Origin of the sequence: Anaeropeptidivorans aminofermentans (genome assembly GCF_940670685.1) — a bacterium.
GTDB classification, from domain to species: domain Bacteria; phylum Bacillota; class Clostridia; order Lachnospirales; family UBA5962; genus Anaeropeptidivorans; species Anaeropeptidivorans aminofermentans.
Genome location: NZ_OW711693.1, coordinates 2,853,011 through 2,875,341 on the forward strand (window position 1 = coordinate 2,853,011; position 22,331 = coordinate 2,875,341).

Annotated in this window: 16 protein-coding genes and 1 other annotated feature; of the genes, 8 read left to right on the forward strand and 8 right to left on the reverse strand. The window is 37.5% G+C overall.

Annotated features, from left to right (window positions below):
- Positions 1–197 precede the first annotated feature (197 nt).
- Positions 198–887 carry a tetratricopeptide repeat protein gene (locus tag NBX03_RS12030; protein WP_250228013.1) on the forward strand — a complete coding sequence of 230 codons (690 nt, stop codon included), beginning with the start codon at positions 198–200 and terminating at the stop codon, positions 885–887.
- A gap of 39 nt (positions 888–926) precedes the next feature.
- On the opposite strand, the gene NBX03_RS12035 is transcribed toward NBX03_RS12030, so the two are convergent.
- The 6 genes from NBX03_RS12035 to NBX03_RS12060 all read right to left on the reverse strand — a co-directional run bounded on the left by NBX03_RS12035 (position 927) and on the right by NBX03_RS12060 (position 9,964).
- Positions 927–2,939: a serine hydrolase domain-containing protein gene (locus tag NBX03_RS12035; protein WP_250228014.1), complete on the reverse strand. Its 2,013-nt coding sequence runs from the start codon at positions 2,937–2,939 to the stop codon at positions 927–929.
- Positions 2,940–3,294: 355 nt separating this feature from the next.
- Entirely contained in the window at positions 3,295–4,428 is a 1,134-nt protein-coding gene (locus NBX03_RS12040) for a DUF3048 domain-containing protein (RefSeq protein WP_250228015.1), read from the reverse strand.
- Positions 4,429–5,108: 680 nt separating this feature from the next.
- Positions 5,109–6,578 (reverse strand): DUF4340 domain-containing protein, encoded by a 1,470-nt coding sequence (locus NBX03_RS12045; RefSeq protein ID WP_250228016.1) that lies wholly within the window; start codon positions 6,576–6,578, stop codon positions 5,109–5,111.
- The gene (locus NBX03_RS12050; protein ID WP_250228017.1) at positions 6,578–8,023 is read right to left on the reverse strand and encodes a GldG family protein; all 1,446 of its coding nucleotides are present in this window, start codon (positions 8,021–8,023) and stop codon (positions 6,578–6,580) included. The genes NBX03_RS12045 and NBX03_RS12050 overlap by 1 nt, the downstream gene beginning before the upstream one ends.
- A gap of 11 nt (positions 8,024–8,034) precedes the next feature.
- Positions 8,035–8,898: an ABC transporter permease gene (locus tag NBX03_RS12055; RefSeq protein WP_250228018.1), complete on the reverse strand. Its 864-nt coding sequence runs from the start codon at positions 8,896–8,898 to the stop codon at positions 8,035–8,037.
- The gene (locus tag NBX03_RS12060; RefSeq protein ID WP_250228019.1) at positions 8,882–9,964 is read right to left on the reverse strand and encodes an ABC transporter ATP-binding protein; all 1,083 of its coding nucleotides are present in this window, start codon (positions 9,962–9,964) and stop codon (positions 8,882–8,884) included. Before NBX03_RS12060 ends, NBX03_RS12055 begins: the two co-directional genes overlap by 17 nt.
- A gap of 680 nt (positions 9,965–10,644) precedes the next feature.
- Here NBX03_RS12060 and NBX03_RS12065 point away from each other — a divergent pair.
- Complete coding sequence (locus NBX03_RS12065; RefSeq protein ID WP_250228020.1) at positions 10,645–10,827, forward strand: hypothetical protein; 183 nt, start codon at positions 10,645–10,647, stop codon at positions 10,825–10,827.
- A gap of 10 nt (positions 10,828–10,837) precedes the next feature.
- Positions 10,838–11,104: a spore coat protein gene (locus NBX03_RS12070; protein ID WP_250228021.1), complete on the forward strand. Its 267-nt coding sequence runs from the start codon at positions 10,838–10,840 to the stop codon at positions 11,102–11,104.
- A gap of 166 nt (positions 11,105–11,270) precedes the next feature.
- Here NBX03_RS12070 and NBX03_RS12075 read toward each other — a convergent pair whose 3' ends face one another.
- Entirely contained in the window at positions 11,271–11,897 is a 627-nt protein-coding gene (locus NBX03_RS12075; protein ID WP_250228022.1) for an ECF transporter S component, read from the reverse strand.
- A 444-nt stretch (positions 11,898–12,341) separates the two neighbouring features.
- Positions 12,342–13,625 (reverse strand): L-cysteine desulfidase family protein, encoded by a 1,284-nt coding sequence (locus NBX03_RS12080; protein ID WP_250228023.1) that lies wholly within the window; start codon positions 13,623–13,625, stop codon positions 12,342–12,344.
- 752 nt (positions 13,626–14,377) lie between these two features.
- Here NBX03_RS12080 and NBX03_RS12085 point away from each other — a divergent pair.
- The 5 genes from NBX03_RS12085 to NBX03_RS12105 all read left to right on the forward strand — a co-directional run bounded on the left by NBX03_RS12085 (position 14,378) and on the right by NBX03_RS12105 (position 22,238).
- Positions 14,378–16,348 (forward strand): NAD(+) synthase, encoded by a 1,971-nt coding sequence (locus NBX03_RS12085; protein WP_250228024.1) that lies wholly within the window; start codon positions 14,378–14,380, stop codon positions 16,346–16,348.
- Positions 16,349–16,769: 421 nt separating this feature from the next.
- Positions 16,770–17,020: a binding site (T-box leader), on the forward strand.
- A gap of 254 nt (positions 17,021–17,274) precedes the next feature.
- Positions 17,275–18,999: a biosynthetic-type acetolactate synthase large subunit gene (gene ilvB / locus NBX03_RS12090; protein WP_250228025.1), complete on the forward strand. Its 1,725-nt coding sequence runs from the start codon at positions 17,275–17,277 to the stop codon at positions 18,997–18,999.
- Positions 19,000–19,010: 11 nt separating this feature from the next.
- Positions 19,011–19,532 (forward strand): acetolactate synthase small subunit, encoded by a 522-nt coding sequence (gene ilvN / locus NBX03_RS12095; protein ID WP_250228026.1) that lies wholly within the window; start codon positions 19,011–19,013, stop codon positions 19,530–19,532.
- A 518-nt stretch (positions 19,533–20,050) separates the two neighbouring features.
- The gene (locus tag NBX03_RS12100) at positions 20,051–20,950 is read left to right on the forward strand and encodes a TraX family protein (RefSeq protein WP_250228027.1); all 900 of its coding nucleotides are present in this window, start codon (positions 20,051–20,053) and stop codon (positions 20,948–20,950) included.
- Positions 20,951–21,422: 472 nt separating this feature from the next.
- Entirely contained in the window at positions 21,423–22,238 is an 816-nt protein-coding gene (locus NBX03_RS12105) for a MerR family transcriptional regulator (RefSeq protein WP_250228028.1), read from the forward strand.
- The last annotated feature ends 93 nt before the right edge of the window (positions 22,239–22,331 follow it).

Sequence of the window (22,331 nt, forward strand, 5' to 3'; positions counted from 1 at the left end):
AGGGATAAGATTCTATCCATTGATTTAAGGCTTACCGGCTTATAAGAAAGGTGATTGTATTGCAGATTAAAAGCGGAAAATCCTTGCGTTTCATAATTATTTTTTTATATCTTATTGCATTTATATATATGAGGATCATTCAAAAATATCCCATAACATGGCTTCTTTTAATATACATTATAATAGCGGTAATTTTATTGGGCCTGTTTTATACAAATATCCTCGGCCTCTTGGGAAATTATTTCTATGCAGTGGGAGATTATCAAAGGGCTGAAAAATATCTTAAAAAAGCAATAAAAAAAGAGACAATCCAGCCCACAGTTTATCTCAATTACGGCATTATTCTATTATTCAGAGAAAATTATGACGAAGCGCTGAAATATTTTGAAGAAGCAAGAAATCACAATAAAAGCGCCGCCATTGATAAAAATTTAAGCCTTACTATGGGCAGCTGCTATATCGCAATGGGTAAAAATGAAGAAGCCATCAAAGAGCTTGAAGCCCTTAAAAACGGCTATTCCGAAGGGCGGGAAAGAGTTTTAAACGTTCTGGCCTATGCCTATTTAAAAGAAGGCAATATTAAAAATGCCCTCTCTAATATCAATCTTTCCCTTGAAAAAAATCCTTCTGCCGCAGCAGCTTATGAAATTAAAGGCCTTATATATTATAAGCTGAATGATTTTGAAACGGCAAAAGCGGCCCTTCTGAAAGCGTTGGAGGCCGACAAATCTCTTCTCGACAGCAATTTTTATTTAGGGCTTATCTATGAGCATGAAGATAATACTGCTCTTGCCAAAAAATACTTTATGGCGGCTTCTTTATGCAATGCCACAAAGCTCAACAGCACCACAAAAGAAGAAATCGAAATGAAGCTTTCTAAGTATTAAAAAACCCCGGCATTTAAGCCGGGGTTTTTAGCATGAATATTATAAGCCTGTATCAACCTTTACGGCCTTTATGCCATATACTTCAAGAAACTGAAGGCCGTTTTCTTCATAGAATTTAAGGACCTTGCCATGGTTTCTTGCTGTTCCTAAAATATAATACATGTCTTTTTCCAAGGTGTTTCCTAAAAGCATTCTGGAACTTTCCTGATTATCCGTGGTAGTAAACTTCACCGCTCCATAGCCTTCTTCGGTACGGCCTACTTTAAAAAGCTTAAGTACCGGGCAGTCATATTCCTGCTGGTTGTAGGGAATGTAGCTGCCTTCCCATTTTGAAAAATCTTCGTCTATTTTTTCAGGTGTTATGCCTTCTCCTAAAACAGTTTTCGGCCCGTCTCCAAGAAGCATAAGATTAATACCCTTGACAGTTTCAAATGTGATTCGTCCAAGGCTTCCTGAATAAAAGCTTCCGTCGTCTTGGCTTATAAGCTGTAAGCCGTAATCATTTATTAATAAGCTTTCATCATCAAATACACTTATTTTGCCTATATTGGTAAAATACCCCTCGTATTTTTTAAGGGCTTCTGCTCCCGGCTTAATAGGTTTTGTGCTTTTGATAAGCCCTTGTTCAGGCTCTGCCCCTATTTTTTCGTCAACGGCACTGTTTAATGCATAAGCCGTTAAGGCAGAACTTAAAAGCACTGAGGAAGAGCTGTTGGCAGATGCGAAAACCCCTATTTTATTGTCAAGAGAAAGCTGCATATCAGAATGGTAATGGGCCACATCGCCTCCGTGGCCAACCATTTTTACGCCTAAAAATTCAGTTATATACATGCCTTTACCCATAATAAGCTGGGGATTAAGGCCCATATCGTATCCGGAAGGGCTGGTCATAACGGAAACACTGGTATCTGTAAGAAGGCTTTTTTCACCGTAGGAACCGTTATTAAGAAATATTTTCATAAATTCGGACATATCCTCTGCAGTTGAGTATAATCCCCCTGCCGGAAGGGCATTCACTATTAAATTGCTTTTTTCCTTTGGCTCCGATGCTCTGGAATAAGGAGCCGCAAGCTTTGATTTAATATTTTCATCGGCGAAAAAAGAAGTGTTTTTCATCCCTGTTTTTTCAAAGATATTCTTCTGTGTATATTCTATAAAGCCGTTAAAATCGTCGTCAAAGCCTGCGGCCCTTGATGCGATGATACCCAAAAGGACATAGCTGCTGTTAGAATAGCTCCATCTTTCAAGAGGCTTATTGTCCATATATTCTTTATTGATGTTTTCAACGAACTTATTCATATAATCCTTATTATAAGTGTCTTTCGTATAGAAGCTATCAAATAAATCACCGGGTATACCGGAAACATGGCTTAAGAGCATATTTACAGTGATATCCTTAAAATCTCCTCCGTATATTGGGTGGGGGGCTATATTAAGCTCCGGAACATAATGCGTTACTTTTTCATTGAGGTTTATTTTTCCAAGCTCCGCAAGCTGCATCACAGAAATAGCCGTAAATACCTTTGAAATAGACGCAAGATTAAATGCTGTATCTTTCTCTACTTTTATATTATTTTCAATATCGGAATAGCCGAAGCCTCTCGTCCATGTATATCCTGTATCCCCGTCTGTAAGGGTAAAAACCGTCCCCGGAACATCATAGGTATCCATAAGGCTATAGGCTAAGGTTACAACCGTCTTTTTGGTCTCTTTATAGCTGTCGTTTTCTTCTGTAAACAAATAGGCCACATCGTCATAATGGGCGTAGCTCTTTCCTTTTCTTATAATTACGGGATATGAAAGCTTGATTTCATTTTCACCGGTATAAGCATCAAAGCTTTCCTGCTTATATTTATAAGTAACGCCTTTATATTCTACAATAACGTATTCCCCTTCTGTGAAAACATTTGCCCCTGAAATTTCCGCGGCATTTCTTAAAGGAATATACCCCGCTGGAATCATATCCGAGCCATAATCGGTATCTGCTCCAAAAACCGAAATAGGATTTAAAAGAAGCGTAAGCGACAGTAAAAAAGCCCATATTTTTTTCATATTTACCTCCTTAAGCTTATATGCATCATACAAGCTTATTCATATTCATTTGATACGCTAAAAATACTACAGTAAAACAATAGCAAAGAAACGGCATATATCTATTCTCCATAATTCAAAAACACAGCTTTCCTTCAGAAACGGTATATTTTTGAATTATTCCGAATATAAGTTTTTTGCAGCATTTATTTGTTTTACTATATATCTTAATTGCCGTCTTTTCTTCACAGTCCTTTTATATCGTCAATTTACTTTTATTCCGGCTGTATAAAAACAGGCGGATAGGGCATGAAATAAAGTAAAAGTAAATTGATAAATACGATTGTTTTATTTTATCAAGTATAAGTGAACTTTATTAAGGTCTTGGGGATTCCTGCGGTTTTTCGCTTCCGTCTTCAATTATAATTTCAGAGCCCTTTTGAAAAACACATATCCAGGTTTTGCCGGGGTTAAGCTTTATTTTATCTCCCTTTTCATCTGTCCATAAGGTAGGCTCAAGCTTTCCCGCCTTAGACCATTTTATGGGATAGGAAACTCCCTTTGTAATTAAAAGACCGTCTCCGCTTCCAATATTATCGAATTCTCTTCTTCCCTCATTGTCTATTACTTTCATGCCGACGTATTGAATAATTATATTATTTACCTTAAGCTGCTCATTATTCTCGCTGTCTATATGCTTATTTCCATTTTGAAACCTTAAATACTTTTCTTCTTCCTTGTCATATTCAAAATATCCCACCTGGCTTTGAGGAGCAAAAGGCACGGTTATATTGAACGCTGCATCTCCTTTAGGCATCTCCTCAGTTTCTGAATAAAAATCAAAAGGCGCCTCGTATTCTTCTTTAAGCTCGAGGCGAAAACCCTTTGCGGAAGCTTCGCTCTTAAGCAATTCCGCTGCGGTAAAGGAAGAATGCTCGTACATTCCGGGCTTACTGAGCCTTTCTTTATCTCTTACAAAGGTTTTTCCGTCAAGCTGCATTCCGTCTAAATGGTCGTATCCCAAACGGCGTATATCGGCATATCCCTGCTCGCTTCCCCCGTGATGGACAAAAATAGCATCATTATCTATGGCAAAGTCAAGAAAATACGGTCTTGTGCTTCGTACAGAGCCTATTTTTTTACTGTCAAAATCTTTAAATATGGCTATCAGGCGGGTTATTCCCCCTTCTGCCAAAACCTCATATAGAATATCCGCCTGAGATATTCCGCTTTGTGGGAGGGCCTTAGGCAAATTATTTATTACAACGGCATAGGGTCTTTTTCCGGTTTCTTTTTCATCTATGTAAAGACCTGTAAGGGGATCTATGGCAAGGCCTGTTAAATCTGGGCCTTCTTCCTTAGGCTCCTCAGGAACTTCCTCTTTATCTCTTGAGACTCCAGATGCTTCCTCTGAAGGTGCAGAAGGATTATCATCTTCTTTTCCTTCCCTGCCGCATGCTGAAAAAACAAAAATTGATGCAATAACTACTGCTAAAATCCGCTTAATCATATTTTCCTCCTTCATTTACCGTCAACTATTCTATTGACAGTTTTATAAAACCAATTTGACTATATAAAGCAAAACAACTTTAAGGTAGTAATAAAACCTATTTTTCATAAACGTCCTAAATATATAAAACCTCTGTATTTAAGCCATTCATCTTTGACAAAGATAAAAACTCTTTGTTGACTATAAGGGAATGTTCACCTGAAAACAATTTTATAGTAAATTTCACATAAAGAAGTAACAAAAACCTATTCACAAGGGATTCAAAACACGGATTTCCTTCGGAAACAGTACATTTTTAAATCCCCGTGAATATACGGTTTTGTTACCGTTTAACTTTAAATTTACTATATAGCTTCATTGTAAGTGCTTTCAGGTTCACTAAGTATAAAATATATGTTTTTTATTACTATTTATTAATTTCTTTACTATAGTCAGCAAACCTTAAAAGAATCATTTGGAAACTAAGATTCATTTGATTTTAAACTTGCCTGCTAATATTTTCTAAATATGCAAAAGTTAATTCCCTATATATTCTAACAAGCTTTATATGCAATAGGCAACATAATTATTTCTTAAATGTAGCGTCATTTATCTCTTTAAAAGGCACAAAATAAGGGCGAAGTTAATTTCGCCCTTATTTTTACAGTAAGTTAATGTTTAATTTAAATTTACTTGAAGCCTTATTCGCCCTTTTCCATAAGAAGCTCTGTTCTTTCAACAATATCCTTCATATGTCTCTTATTTACAAGGAAGGTATCCTCAAATCCGCTTCTTTTAACTGCATAGTAATTCTCGTTATAATTATAGAATTGAATCTCTACTTCATATGCTTTTCTTTCCCCTGCTCTGTCGAAAAGTTCTGAAGCCCTTCCGTCGTTAATTTCTTTATTTATGCTTTCAGCAGGTATTTCAGCATAATATTTTATAACTGCCGCAGGCTCCCCGCTTGCTTCAAAATCATTTATTCTGCCGTCCCAGGGCATAAGCTTTAATATCTCGTAATACTTTTTATATTCCGTTTCATTCACAGGCTTATTGTTTATGGTAGGCTTATAAGCCGCGCTTTTTACGTCTCCTTTTACTTCCTCATAATAGTTGGGGATAATCTCGTATTTTTTGTCTAAAGCGCTTATTACGGCCTTTTCGACATAGGCTATGTCCACAAAGGATAAATGCTTCGATAAAAGGTCATCCTTTTTCATTTGCATCACAGGAAGTACAAGGGATTTATCTATCGTGTAAATATAAGGCTCAGAAGCATATTTAAAATAGACTTTATTGCCTTCCGCCTCTTTTCCGATGAGGAAATTAAGCTCGTCCTTTTCGGTTTTAAGGCTTATTTCAAGGGAAGGTGCCAAAAGACCGTATTCTTCAAGATTATTGTCGTTGAGCGATATGATTTCATCAAATTGCAATGCCCCCAAAGGCCCCAATATAGTGTTAATGCTCGCCTTGGCAAGTAATATTCCATCTTCGGGGCTTATTAAAGAAGGACTTAACCTTGTAATATACTCTATTCCCTTGGGATAGCCCTCATAGTATTTCAGGGCCTCTTCTCCTTGCTTCTTTATATATATTTCCTTTAAGGAGCCGGTGTCTATGGTTTTTGCCTTGTGGTCTATAAGGTCATTAAGGGACTGCTCAAACCTTCTGCCTTCCACCATATCAATAAGGTAAATTCCATCTTTACCGTCAACGGAAGCATAATAATACTGTTCATCGGGGGTACGCTTTCCTACTTTAATATTTACAACATTTCCGTCGGTAAAGTGGATTTCTGCAGACGAAGAATTATTCAGGCCGTATTCTTCGGGGCTTCCCGCTTCTTCAAGCTTTCTTCCCCTTAATTCCGCCGCCGTTCTCATAAATACGCTTACAAGGGAATCGTCAAGCTTAAGACTTTCGCTTCCGGAAACATTCCATCTTATATCCCCTGTTCTGTCTGCTGCAAAGTCAATTTCTCCTTTGCTGTTTCTGATGATAGCCCTATCAATATCTTCTCTTGTTTTTTGAGTAAGGTAAACGAGATTGGCCGTCGGGTCCTCTTTCATATCTTCTTCCTTATTTTCATTGCCTACGAAAAAATATACGGCTATAAGGGCTATTAAGATTACTGCGGAAATACCTAAGGTCATAGCTCTTTTCTTCATTATTTGTTACGCCTCCTGATATAGACGGTAATCCCTGAAACAATTATGATTACAGGAAGAACTACAAAGCTTACTATGAATATTTTTAATATTTCGTTATAGGAAGTAAAGTTAAGGGCACTGTTTAAAACAGGCTTTCCGGGTATATAAATATCTTCCTTTTCGTCTTGAAGCCAGTTAAGCATGTTCATCATCAAAAGAGAATTTGCCCCGTTGTTATAGGAATCGTTAATAAGGGAGGTAGAGCCTAAAACAATAATCTTTGTGGTTTCTTTCGTAAGAGAGGCTGAGTAATTTTCCGTTATGGCATATCCAAGGTCAAAAGGCCCTTTCGTATCTCCCGTTTCATAATTAAGGGTGGAGATATTTCCGCTCAAATCCTTTATATAAGACGAGTCGGAGCTTACCATAAGTTTTTCTATGTTTATGGTATCTCTTTTTACATCAAGCATCTTAAGGGGCCTTGTTTCAGGCATCAGCACAGAATAGCCTGAATCCATAACAGAATTGTTTATGCCGTGCTGTAAAAGCTTCGGCGCAATATAAAGGGGATTATAGGACCCGTTCATAGGAATCATATGGGCCGTATCGCCTTCAATTACAATATTATCTTCCAAATCAACGCCATAAGAATTCACGACGCTTTTTAAAGCCGGAAGAGCCGTATTCGTAAAATCAACAAAGAAAATTGCCTTCCCGCCGTATTCAAGATAGGTTTTAACAAGCTCCGCTTCTTCCAAGGCCCAGTCCATAGCCGGCGTCGTAACAAGAAGAATGGACGCATCTTCCGGAATGGCGCCTGTGCTGTAGAGGTTCAGCTCTTTCAGGTCGAAGTTAGATGAGGAAATCTGTTTTTTGTAGTTTTCGCTAAGGTCTGATTCGCCGTGGCCTGTTATTTTATATATATTATAAGTATTTTCCGAAGTAACATATTTTATTGCGCTTGTGATTCTTGGTTCAAAATCTATGGTAGAAACAGTTTCCGATAAAGTATAGTAGTCAAAGGTCGTTGAAAAAAGCTCGCTGGCATAAATTACCTTGCTTTTTGAAGGCCCTTGGACGATTACGCTGTTAACCGGAATATCCTTTCCTTCTTCTTTATACTTTTCAATAAAGGCAACGTTTAAATAAGGGTCTTTGTTTTCAACTGTTATATGGGGAAGGGCTTCGTATTCCTCAAGCATCTGAGAATACATGGCAACTTCTTCTCCTGTTTTAAAAAGAGTATAGATGGTTACATCCTTATCATTTTCTGAAAGTACCTCTTTTGTTTTATCGGAAACGGAATAAAATCTGTCGGGAGTCAAATCCCAATTTAAATTGACTTTTTCCATCACAAGGTTTATAACGATTAAAATTGCTATGACAAATACAGCCGTTAAGGTTGAAAATGCGCCGTATCTTGTTTTTCTGGATTTAAATGTGCTTTCACCGGATTTATTCATTCTGTTCCCTCCTAAGCCCATCTTCTTTTTTCAATTACGTTTATTGTAAAGTAATTAAACGCAAAAGCAAAAGTAAAATAATATATTAAATCCGAAAGGCTTATTACCCCCATAGAAAAGCTGCCGAATCTTGACATAAGGGATATAAATTTAAGCGCCTTTACAATAAGGCCGTCGTATAGTTCAGGGCCTAAATAATATACAGCACCGCATATTCCGCAAATAAGCAAAAACAGAATAAGGGCAAGCTTTATATTTTTTGTACTGTCATAAAGAACATAGGAAATAATTAAAGTAAGGATTGCAATAAACACAATCGAGCTTATCCTGTCTGAAGGAAGGTTTGCAATAAAGCCGTCGGATACATAAAAGCCGAATACGGCTGCAAAGGTTCCTATGGCGGCGGTTATCTGGCTGTTTGTAAGGACCGATATAAATATCCCTACAGAAATAAAACATGTTCCCAGCAGAAAATAGCCTAAATAAGTACCTAAAATCCTGCTTACAGGAAGTGTGCCGTAAGGGTTCAGCATCAAAGGAAATAAGCCTGTTATTATAAGGGCTATGCCAAGAAGGATTACCGCTGCAAAAAACTTTCCCAAAACGATACCGGATACGGAAATAGGAGAGGTATATAAAAGCTGGTCTGTTTTCTGGCTTTGCTCTTCTGCAAAAAGCCGCATGGTAATCATGGGAATCATAATAAGGAATAAAATAGTCGTGCTTATGATGGTGATATAATAATCTCCGTTTCCTGCGAGAACATTATTCATAAAATAAAAAACCGCAGTAAGAAGGACAAAGAAAAATAAGAAAATATAACCTGACATATTTGTAAAATAAGACTTAAGTTCTTTTTTAATTATTGCCGTCATTTTTTTCATCCTCCTCTTGGTTATTTTCCTGCACAAAATCTTCTTCTATTTCAGAAACTGCCTCTTCTGTTTCTCTTTCATTATCTAAAGAAGCTTCTTCATATTCTTCTACTGTATCAACGTCTATTCTTGAGGAATCTGCTGTAATTTTAAGGAATGTTTCTTCTAAAGTAAGGTCCAGAGGCTTCAGCATAAGAACTGTAATCCCATTTTCTGCCATGAGCTCAAAGGCCTTTTCTCTTATGTCCATTCCTTCTTTGCCCGATACTTCTATGTCGGCTGTTCCTTCTTCTTTTGGCGGCTTAACAGAAGCTGAAGATATATCAGGGCATTCTTCAAATATTTTAAGGGCATCTTTGCCGTCGCCTTTTACTCTTAATAAGATATTGTGATTGCCTGAAAGGCTTGCGGAAAGTTTGTCCGGCTCTCCGCTGGCAACGATTTTGCCTTTATTCATAATAATAATTCTTGAGCATACCGCCGAAACCTCAGATAAAATATGGCTTGATAAAATGACTGTATGCTTTTTACCAAGCTCCTTTATAACCTCTCGCATCTCTATAATCTGCTTAGGGTCAAGACCTGATGATGGTTCGTCAAGAATAATAACATCGGGGCTTCCTATCATGGCTTGGGCAAGGCCTACTCTTTGTCTGTAGCCTTTGGATAAATTTTTCAAAATCCTTTGTTTTACCTCGGATATTTTGACCGTTTCCATGATATGGTTTAGATGCTCTGCTCTGCCTGCTTTTTTGACCTTTTTTATGTCGCAGACAAATTCAAGATATTCCTCCACAAACATATTGCCGTATAAAGGCGGCACATCAGGCAGATATCCGATATTCATCTTCGCCCCAATGGGGTCATCTAAAATATCCTTTCCATTGATAACGACTGTGCCTTCCGTCGGGGAAAGATAGCCTGTCATAATGTTCATGGTGGTCGTTTTCCCTGCACCGTTAGGGCCTAAAAAACCTACAATCTCGCCGTCTGAAACAGTAAAATTCAAATCATCTATGGCTAAATTGCTTCCATACCGTTTAGTGAGGTTTTTAACTTCAATCAAAATGATCCCTCCAAATTTAATGTTATTATTTTAAGCCTTTTCAGAAAGCTTAAATTAAATTTGTTATAAATTGCCATCATAAGAATCCTCAAATATTTTAATTCTTATTAATGAATATTGTGTGAATAAACTGTGAATCTAATACATTTTCAGGAAAAAGTAATAGAAAGTGCTGCAGATTAGGTAAAATTTTTCTAGAGTGTGTCCGAAAACAGTCACACCAACAAAAATATAAAATAAACATTAGTTTATTTTATATTTTACATCAGAGATACATTTTTTATCTTTAAAGCTAAAAAAATCTTTGCAAGAAAACCTATTTCAAGTAACTTCGATGATGAAGTCGCATTTCCATGGCAAAATAGACTTTTTATTGGGCTTCATACTCTAATGGAAAGTTTTGTATAGCATTATATCATAAACTTAGGCTCTGCTCATACATTTCACGAAGTGAAATGTATTCGTGGATAAAACCAAGCAAAGCTTAGTTTTATCCACATTATAACATAAACATGGTTTTTGCTCATACTTTTCTTTCGTAAATATATATTTACAATTGGGCTTGGTAAAATGGTAAAAAAAGGATAGACAATTTTAGAAATATATGCATATTTATATGAAAAATAATCCAGAATAACATCGAAACATATCATTGCATAGTGAAAGGAGATTCGTAACAGATGACAAATTTAAACCAAATGGAGCTTAATGCGATCAGAGAAGTAGTAGGCAACCATATTACATCTGCTGCAAAGCTTATGGAATACGCTGAAAGATGCCAGGACCCTCAAATTAAGCAGATGTTCCACCAATCTTCAATGGACGCGGCTAAAAACGCTCAAGATTTAATTAATATGTTATAGGAGGCATAAAATGCAGGAAAAAGACATGGTATACGATATATTAGGCGGATTAAAGTCAAGCTTGGGAACCTATGCCAAGGTAATCAGCGAATGCTCAAATCAGAATTTAAGACAGAAATTCCAGCAGATGAGAGACAGCGACGAAAAAGGCCAGTATGATTTATACAAAATAGCTGAACAAAAAGGCTATTACAACCCATCACCGGCAGCAACCCCCATGCAGTGTGATGAAATAAAGGGAAAGCTTGCAATGTCCGGCAATACATCTCTTGGTTAAAAACTATGACAAGAGCCTTGAAAAACTTATGCTTTTCAAGGCTCTTTTTTATTAATTATAAAGAAGCACGAACTTAGAAAGCAGGGCAGATGGTTTACAAATACCCTGCGCTTAGGTCCTAACTCTTTGGATTACGAACAATCCAAAGTTTATTATAAGGATATTTTTACCCTCTTCTTTCCAACAGGGTTTTTAAAGGCCTGCATACTGCTGAAGAAAGTATGGCGCTTACAATAGCTTCAGGAATGCCGCTTGTTAAAATTGTAATCCCGATAATATAAATCATGGTCTGTCCTGCAATAGAGGCATATTGATCTCCAAAAAAGAGCCATATGCCGCCCATAACGCCAAATGTATTTGCAAGGCTTCCCAAGGCTGCGCTTATGGAAATAGAAAATACAGCTTTTTTATGAAGGGCCTCTGAAAAGTATTTATAGGAAACCCCTGTTACTGTACCTACTAAAATACGGGGAACAAAGCAAATAAGCAGACTGCCGAAGTTGCCCGAAAACTCTCCCAATGAATAAAAGGGGGTAAATATAAATGCCATTAAAGGCATCGGCGGCATGAATGTCCAAACTAAGAAACTGAACAATCCGGCAAAAGCTCCCATCATTGTGCCGGCTTTCGTACCCAAAAGTACAGCCGTAATAGATACAGGAACCATTGCCAAGGTCGCTACAATAGGGCCTAAAGCCGGAAGCGATCCTAAAGGTGTAAAGCAAAATATTGCTTCTATGGCTAAAAGAACGCTAAATTGCACAAGGAATAATGTCTTGTTTTTGCTTGTCATTGAAAGGCCTCCTCTTTTTAAGAAAATATCCTATGATATAGAATCTCCATTATAGTAAATTTCTAGCAAAGAAGTAACAAACCCAGCCCGCTATAGACTTAAGAATACGGCTTTTCGCAGGAAACAGTGCATTTTTAAGCCAAAGCAAATATACGGTTTCATACTGTTTGATTTTAAATTTACTATATATTGATTTTAAGTTTTTATGCTCTAGGAGCTATTTATAACAGTATAACAAATTATTGTTTTATAGTATTGCCCTTATACTGTTTTGTCAATAATCATTTTAAATTATTTTTAAAAACGCCTAAAGCGCTTAAAGGCCTTAGGCGTGATAAATAAATTAAAAATTATCCGTTTCTATGTGTAAAAAATGGATTATTCCTTGAAATTAACGGCATATTTAGTAAAATAGCCTTGAAGTGATAAAAATCTATTTTACTATTAACAATGCCCGGCAGTCATCATATCGAGTATTACCTTATCTGTTTCTCTCATGCCTTCGCTTCCAAGGCGGCCGATACCATCAATGGTTTCTTCAATATCTTCTTTTATAATGCCCGTATCCTTTTCAAGCACCTGATTTTTCATTGCAAGCTTATGAGCTATAGCGCCTGCATCAAGAGCAGAGGCTATTTTCAGTGCACAGGATATTTTCGCTCCGTCGCAGACTACGCCGGAGACATTGCCAAGCATATTTTTTATGGTATATTCTATCTGCTGCTTTCTTCCGCCCTCTATATAAGTTATGGCTACAGCGCTTCCGCAGGCGGCGCTTACTGCTCCGCAGAATGCCGAAAGCTTGCCTATGCCTATTTTTATCCTTATTGCCATGAGATTGCTTAATGTAAGGGCCCTGTAAAAAGTATCTTTATCTATATTTTTTTCCCTGGCATATATAATTACAGGTACGGATACAGTAATCCCCTGATTTCCGCTTCCTGAATTGGTAACGATTGGCAGATTGCAGCCGCCCATTCTCGCTTCGCTTGCGGCTGCGGCATAAGCCTTGGCAAGCTCAAAAACATTCGTAGCACCTTCTTTTAAGGTGGCGCCTACGGTTATACCGTAATTATTTGAAAGGCCTTCATTAGCGCTGTTTATATTGAATTCTATCTGTCTTTCAAGAATTTCTTTTACATCGTCAAGATTTACATTGTCTGAAAAATCAATAATATTATCAAGGCAGAATTTATTTTTATCGTATGTATCGCTTTCAGACTTCAAGTCACTGGATTCATCGTCAAAAAGAATTTCGCCGTTTTTAACTATTTTAACGATATGGGTATGGGAACCATATATAGAAACTTCGCAGATATGGTCGCCTTTTATCGCATTAACTATGATATAAAGCTTTTCTTCCGTATCTAAAAGCTCTACTGAACAATAGTCCGTGTCAACAAGCTCATGTATCTTTTTAATAACTGCATCGCTTATATTGGATATTACTTCAAGCTTCTTCTCGTGGTCGCCCCCTAAAGTTCCAACTATGGCGGCAGCCCGAACGCCTTTAAGGCCTCCTGTATTGGGAACAGTTACGCCCTTAACGTTTTTAATAACATTTCCCGAACATTTTACTGTGAGCTTTTCCGGCTCTTCTCCAAGATAAAATCGAGCTGTAGCAGCAGCGTATGCTATTGCTATAGGCTCTGTGCAGCCGCTGGCAGGAACCAGCTCTTTTTTAAGAACACTAAGTATATACTTGTAGTCACTTTCACTAATATTCATATTCGACTCTTCCCATCTGATAAAATTATCTTAAATATAATTCTAAGCTCTTTATGGTAATACAATTTAAAGAAATATGGATATTCTTGAAAAAATCGGCTTAAGGCCTATTTCCCTTTGAACTCTCCCGGAATATCCGAAATGCAGCCCCCAGAAAAGACCATAAAAGCCTTCCCGGAACCTTCGGCATAGGGGTAAAATTTGTAATATTCTAAAGCCATATACTCTTGTTTTCAACCAATCACATTATAGTACACGAAAAAAACATAGTCAATACTGGCTAAAGCGCTATTGCTCCCTGGATATATTCCGAAGTATCATTAAATCCATTTTAGTGAAATATTAAATATCAAAATATACTAAATTTGTTAGATGAATTCTTGAGCTTGCAATCTTATTATGCAAAGTGTCGGTAAAACAGAGATTATTCCCATTATTTTTTCTATATAGAATTTATTGGTTTATATATGTATAAGCCTGCATATAAGAGGAGTTATAAGGATTTATTTTAAAAAATAAAATTTTATGGCCTATTGTTCCCTTTGTTAAAACCGCGCATACTTGTCCGTAATTCAGATACATATTCTGGTAAAGATTTATGACCTGTTCTTTTGAAAATACCTGATTTCAACATAAAATAAATATTTATTTTATGTTACGCCAATACTTCTTAAATATTTAGTAATTTCTTTATATTAACGGCTTTATATGCTATAATTAGCATGACTTTATTAAAAAATGTGAGGTGTATTATGCTCAATCTAGTCAGAGTCGGTGTGGCGGTACCTAAAGTTAAGGTTGCTGATTGCAGCTCGAATATTGAAGAAATAATTAATTTAATATATCAGGCGGAAGAACAAGGCGTCAATGTGCTGGTTTTTCCAGAGCTTTGCATCACAGGATATACCTGTGCTGATTTGTTCTTCCAAAGCACTTTGATTTCAGGTGCGGAAAAATCCCTTGGAATGCTTTTAGAAGCCACAAAGGATATTGATATGGTAATCGCTACGGGGCTTCCCATCAGCGCTAAAAATCAGCTTTTTAACTGCGCTGCCATTTCCCATTTAGGAAAAATCATGGGTATTATACCGAAAACTTATCTTCCCAACAGTGAAGAGTTTTACGAAAAGCGCTGGTTCTCCCCAGCCTATGACATGCCTTGGAAAACCATAGAACTTTGCGGGCAAACGGTTCCCATGGGTTACGATATCTTATTCAACTGTAACAATGGCGGCCCTATCATAGGCGTTGAAATATGCCAAGACTTATGGGAGCCTATTCCTCCAAGTTCTTATCAGGCTCTTGCAGGCGCAAACCTTATCCTGAACCTTTCCGCAAGCAGTGAAATATTTGCCAAGCAAAACACAAGGCGTGCCATCGTAACAGGCCAGTCCAGCAGAACTATATGCGCCTATGCCTACTGTGCCTCAGGAATCGGAGAATCTACTACGGATATGGTTTTCAGCGGCCACAGCCTTATTTGTGAAAACGGCTCGGTTTTAAGAGAAAGCAGCCGTTTCAATAAAGACCCTTATATTTTAATCGCCGACCTGGACTTTGAGCTTATCAGAAAAGAAAGGCAGAAAAATAACGGTTTTATGGCATGCTCCCAAAACGGCGGAAGAAAGGATTTCCGCTTTGTAGACATTCCCTTAACATTATCAGACCCAGCGGAGCTTTTACGCCCCAATCCCCAAAATCCCTTCCTCCCGGACGACCCTGAAGAAAAGTCCAAATGCTGTGAGGATATGTTTCATATTCAATATATCGGCCTTGCAAGAAGGCTTGAGCATACAGACATAAAAAAATCCGTCATCGCCATATCGGGAGGCCTTGATTCAACACTAGCCCTTTTAACCGTGGTAAAATCTCATGACTTTCTGGGCTTACCCAGAGAAAATATAATAGGAATAACAATGCCGGGCTTTGGAACCACCGGCAGGACCTATAATAACGCAAAAGAGCTTGCTCTTTCTCTTGGCATAACCTTAAGAGAAATCAGCATTAAGGATGCCTGTATAGAGCACTTTAAAAATATAGGCCATGATATCAATACTCATGACGCTACCTTTGAAAACGCCCAGGCGAGGGAACGCACTCAAATAGCTATGGACATCGCAAATATGGAAAACGCCATTGTTGTAGGCACAGGGGATTTAAGCGAGCTTGCCCTTGGCTTTACCACATATAACGGAGACCATATGAGTATGTATAACGTAAACTGCGGAATTCCCAAAACATTAGTAAGAATCATCGTTACATGGCTTTCCAATTCGGAATATTTTTCCGGCAATACTTCAAAGATACTTCTTGATATTGTAGATACACCCGTAAGCCCCGAGCTCCTTCCCCCTTCTGAAAACGGAAACCCCGTACAGATAACCGAAGAAATCATGGGGCCTTACGAAATAAACGACTTTTTCCTTTATTACATGCTGAATTACGGCTTCTGCCCAAAGAAGATTCTTTTCCTTGCGGAAAGAGCCTTCGGCGATAAATATTCAAAGCTTCAATATTTATCCATGCTTAAAAATTTCTATGTTCGCTTCTTTACCCAGCAGTTTAAACGTTCTTGCTCTCCTGACGGGCCAAAGGCAGTTGAAATCGGCCTTTCCCCAAGAGGCGACTGGCGTATGCCAAGCGACGCTTCTTACAGCTTATGGATTCAACAGCTTGAAGATATAAAAATGAGCCAGGAATTTACAAAGTTCTATAATATTTAATTCGTTTTAAAACCTGCCTTGTACAAGGCAGGTTTTATTTTTTTGTGGTAAAAAGACCTAAACTTAGGGCATAGTAAATTTAAAGTGAAACAGCGGCAAAGCCACCATATCTACTCATGTTCAAAATGTACCTTTCCGAAGAAAATCCCTGTTTTGAGCTTGACGGGAATAGGCTTTTGCTACTTCTTCATAATTAATTTACTATATAGTGAATTTGCTTTTATTCCGGCAAATTCACAGCGCTGCGATTGCATGTTTATTCGGGTATAAGACCGATATAATAAATAAATTTAGGAAGTAACGGGTTAAACTTTAAGCAAGCTGAATCTTATTAAATAATATTAAATATATAATCTTAAAATAATTTTGATTATCTTATTGACAATTATAAGAAATGCTGGTATATTTTAATGCAATATATTAAAATGCAGTGACAGGGAGGAGTACATATAGCTTCCGCTTTCAGAGAGAAGGCAAGGAGCCCGTAAGGTTCTAAGGTGAAAGTCTTTAGCAGGTTATATGGAAGGTAGCCCTCGAGCAGCAAACCGAACGTTTTTATCAGTAGGCCTTGCCGGGTTCTCCCGTTATAGAGAAGGGGCATAGTATTTTTGTGCTCTATAAAGGGATTTTAATCTAAATTTAGGTGGTACCGTGATATTATTCACCCTAAGCATATGCTTAGGGTGAATTTTTTAATATTGTACAGTTAATTTACTTTTATTCCGCCATATAGCCAGATTGCTTTTATCCCGTTTCAAGTATCTTGCTTTAAATACCATAAAATAAGGAAAAAGCAAATTGATAATGCTGCTGTTTCATATTTGTTCAAATATAATATTGAATCGCAGAAGACTTAAAATAAAGTAAACGTAAATCGGCAGTACTATCAGTTCATCATAATTCAAATATAAAAGGAGGCGCGTCATATGAAATTAAAAGGGACGGAGATGTTTGTAAAATCTCTCGTAGAGGAAGGTGTTGACACTCTATTTGCCTATCCCGGGGGATACGCCATAGATATTTTTGACGAGCTGTATAAGCAGGATAAAATAGATATCATTCTCCCAAGGCATGAGCAGGCCTTGGTTCACGCAGCGGACGGATATGCAAGAAGCACCGGAAGACCCGGTGTATGCCTCGTTACAAGCGGCCCGGGAGCAACAAACCTTGTTACGGGCATAGCAACTGCAAATTACGATTCTGTACCTCTTGTATGCTTTACAGGGCAGGTTCCCATGCACCTTATAGGAAACGACGCTTTTCAAGAGGTGGACATTATCGGCATCACAAGAAGCATCTGCAAATACGGCGTAACCGTAACCGACAGAAACGACCTTGGCAGAATCATAAAAGAAGCATTTTATATAGCCGCTACGGGAAGGCCCGGGCCTGTGGTAATAGACCTTCCAAAAGATATTATGCTTGCCTTAGGAAGCGACGAATACCCTGAAAGCGTTTCCATAAGAGGCTATAAACCCTCTACTTTGATACATATAGGGCAGCTTAAAAAGTCTTTGGAATTTCTTGATGATGCTAAAAAGCCCTTATTTCTCATCGGCGGAGGGGTCAATATATCAGGGTCCAAAAAAGAATTCACCGCCCTTGTGGAAAAAACAAAAATCCCCGTAGCAACAACAATTATGGGAAAAGGCGCCATAGACAGCATAAGCCCCTATTACATCGGCAATATCGGTATGCATGGCTCTTACGCGGCAAACAGAGCCGTATCGGAATGCGACGTTCTTTACTCCATAGGAACCCGATTTAACGACAGAATCACAGGGAAAATAAGTGAATTTGCAAAAAACGCGAAAATTGTTCACATAGATATTGATCCTTCTTCCATATCAAGAAATATATCCGTTGATATTCCCATCGTAGCAGACGCCAAAAATGCCATAAACGCCCTTTGGGAATACGCCGGAGAATATGAAACAACCGAATGGCTTAAGGATATAAAAAGCTGGAAGGATAGCTTCCCCCTTGCTACAGTAGAAAAGGAAGGCTTAACCCCTAAAAAAATAATCGATAAAATAAACGAGATGTTTAAAGACCCTGTTGTAGTAACAGACGTAGGGCAGCATCAGATGTGGGCTTCCCAGTTTATCAGCATGGATGGAGACACAAAATTCCTTACTTCCGGCGGCCTTGGCACAATGGGCTATGGTTTTCCTGCAGCCATGGGGGCAAAATTCGGAAACCCCAATAAAGACGTAATCTGTATCTCCGGCGACGGCGGCATGCAGATGAACATTCAGGAGCTTGCCACGGCAGTATCTTATGAGCTGCCTTTGATATTATGCATATTCAATAATTCCTATCTGGGCATGGTTCGCCAGTGGCAGCAGCTTTTCTTTTCAAAGCGCTATTCCTCTACCTGCATAAGAAGAAGAAAATCCTGTGAATTAAGATGTGAAGGCCCGGGAAATGCATGCCCGCCTTATACGCCGGATTTCGTAGCCCTTGCCGAAGCCTATGAAGCTTATGGCATTCGCGTATCCGATCCTTCGGAAATAGAAAATGCATTTAATTTCGCAAAAAGCAATAAAAACGCTCCTACCATCATTGAATTTATTATTGATATGGATGAAATGGTTTTCCCTATGGTACCCGGCGGAAATGCTTTAAGCGATATGATTTTAGATATATAGGAGGGCTCATAATGAAGAAAAGATGGATTGCCTTATATGTAGAAAACGACCCGGGAGTTCTGGCAAAAATAGCAGGCCTTTTCTCCGGAAAGTCCTATAATCTGGATTCTCTCACCGTAGGGACCACCGAAGACGAAAGTGTATCCCGGATGACAATATCCCTCTACGGAGACGATGCAACCTTTGAACAGATAAAAAAACAGCTGAACCGCTGTATAGAGGTTATCAAGGTTATAGACCTTTCAAATGTAAGAATTCATATGAAGGAAATACTCTATATGAAAATAAAAGGGCTTACGGAAAGCAATAAAGATGAACCTTTCAGAATAGCCAAAGCCTTTAATCTTACGGTAAAAGATTACAATAAATCGGAAATACTTCTTGAATCTATTCATACGGCTCAGAAAAATGATGATATCATTTATGCAGTAAAATCCATATTTCCTTCTCTTGAAGTTGTAAGAGGCGGAAGTGTCGCCATAGAATCCATTAATACCTCTACGAAGAATTTTTCTAAGACGCTGCCTTATTAAATATCACAAGAAATAAATCCTGCAAAATAAATTTGCAGGATTTATATATTTCAGAATATTCTTGCCTAACTAAGGGAATTTAAAAAGATAAAGATATAGGCTATACAGGCCACAGGTTGTGTTTTTATGGGCATTCTTCTTATACTGAATAAAATTCTTGAATTCAAATAAAATAAGATTGATTTTCCATCCTAGAGCAAGGCCTATAGCCGCACATACTTGGGTTTCATAGAAATTTTAAATATCTACCCTATTATTTATACGCAGCGAAGATGAAAAATAATAGAAACGTAAGCTTATAAGTCGTTTTTAAGTGAACGTCTCCTTATAATCGATAAATTTTATCTTGATTACCTATAACCCCCCTGCTTGCTCCTTTAAAATCAGAATTCTCTATTCATATAAAACTTTTGATTTTTGTAGCTTTTAAGTATAAATTTATTTTTCCATGTGATATACTGTTAAAAGTATTTATCTCTATGAATTATAAGTAAATTCCAAACAACAGGAGTGATATAATGACAGGTTTTTCCCTTAAAATGCTTGCCCTCATCACTATGATAATAGACCATATAGGCGCTACTTTCAGTTCCGTAGCAGGTACTCGTTCCTTAAGAATTATAGGAAGGCTTGCTTTCCCCATATACGCTTTTCTTATAAGCGAAGGGTGCAGGCATACGAGAAATTTCAAAAAATATCTGTTAAGGCTTTTTATATTCGCCTTTATTTCAGAGATACCGTTTAATTTTCTTTTTAGAAATATCGAAAGACTTGCCTACGGAGGCGAATTTAAGCCTGTTATATTTGGCGCTCATAATGTTTTTTTCACGCTTTTCTTAGGAGCTTTTTCCGTATATGTTCTTGAGGCCCTTAAAAAGCATTTGCCCGGCCCCAAATATATGATATACCTTATATCCTATATTTTTGCTTCCTTTGCGGGTTTCTTCATTGCAAACGGCCTTGGTACAGATTACGGCGCATGGGGAGTTCTGATGATATTTTTCACTTATGTTTCCAGAGAAGAAACAAATGATAAAATATTATCTATCATAACCCCTATTTATATGTCTGTTCTCTACTGCATGTATTACGCTTATGCAGGTGAAATATTACCGCTCATTATACTTTCTGTGGTTTTTACGATTTCTTATATAGGGCCGGAGCTTTTTAATCTTCCTAAAATAGAAAAGTACAGAGCTTATATAGTAATTGCCTTCTATATAAACGCAATATACGGCGGCATTTATCACCTTAGTACCTTATTTATTGCAGCCCTTGCAAGCCTTCTGTTTATCAGCAAATATAACGGACAGGAAGGGAAAAAAGCCACTTATCTTTTCTATGCCGCCTACCCTCTTCATATCATTATATTAGGCGTAATATGGTATTTCTTTATATTTAAATCAAATGGGATTTAAAATAAGCATAGAAATAAAATTCTTTATGGATAACTGTCAATTAAAATGTTTGAAAGAGCATATCGTTTTAAATGGACGATATGCTTTTTTATTTCTCTGCCTTGGGCAGTAATTGAAAATATGAATTAAAAGAAAGAAATGCAGAAACAGCAATGCCATTTCGGATATTTTTGATGAAGAAGTCACGCTTTCACGGTAAATTATAGTAAATTTCACAGAAGGATGCAATAAAAAGCTATTTTCCATAAACGGCTTAAACATATAAAATCCTTAAGTTTAATCCATTCAAAATATACGGTTTTTATTACTGTTTCATTTGAAATTGACTATAAACTGAGCTTTGGACTTTTGAGCCGCACCCTAATAAGCAGAACAAGATAAATAGAGTTGTTAGTGGAAGGGCAAAATAAGACAATGGCTAGAAATTGTAGTTTCGCAATATACACGGTATAATATCATAGAGGTGTTAAAAATGTTTAAGATAGGTGAATTCTCCAAACTGACACAAGTATCAATTCGTATGCTCCGATACTATGATGAAACAGGTTTGCTGAAACCTGCGGAAATTGATAAATTTACGAATTACAGGCTATATTCAACCGATCAGATTCCTCTATTGAATAAAATTCTATTCCTGCGGGATTTAGGCTTTAATGTTTCTGAAATTGCCCTTGCTCTTAGTCAATGGAGTGATAACTTTATTGCTGATTTACTTGATAATAAACGCCTGGAAATTGAAAATATAATTAAAACTGAGCAGGATAAACTCTCTAGGATTGAACTTGCAAAAAGGGATATTCAGCAAGAAAAAATAACAATACATTATAATGTTTCAATTAAATCCATTCCCAGTTATCAAGTTTTTTCTTTAAGGCGGGTTGTTCCCGATTATTATGCCGAAGGGTTATTATGGAAAGAAATGTCGGCTTTTGCTGATAAGAACAATATACCCGTTTCAAATAATACCTTTACCATTTATCACGATACGGATTATAAAGAAAAAGACGTTGATATTGAAATATGCGCGCCTGTGGCACGAATGGGTGAAAATATAGGCGGTTTTACATATCGAAATATCGAGCCTGTTCCAATTATGGCATGTACTATGGTATATGGGCCATTTGAAAATATTGCAGGCGCATACCTTGCCTTTGCGGGCTGGTTGCAGGAACACAGTCAATACAAAATGACAGGGCAAAGCCGGCAAATCGTTCATCGTGGGCCGTGGAACGAAGAAACCCCTGATAAATATTTGACTGAAATACAAATCCCATTGAGAAAGATATAAAAGGAAGCGTTTTGCAGCTTTGCTGCAAGGCGCTTTTTTACTATTGACTCTCACATGATGTGAGGGTCTAAGATGGATTTACAGGCAAATAAA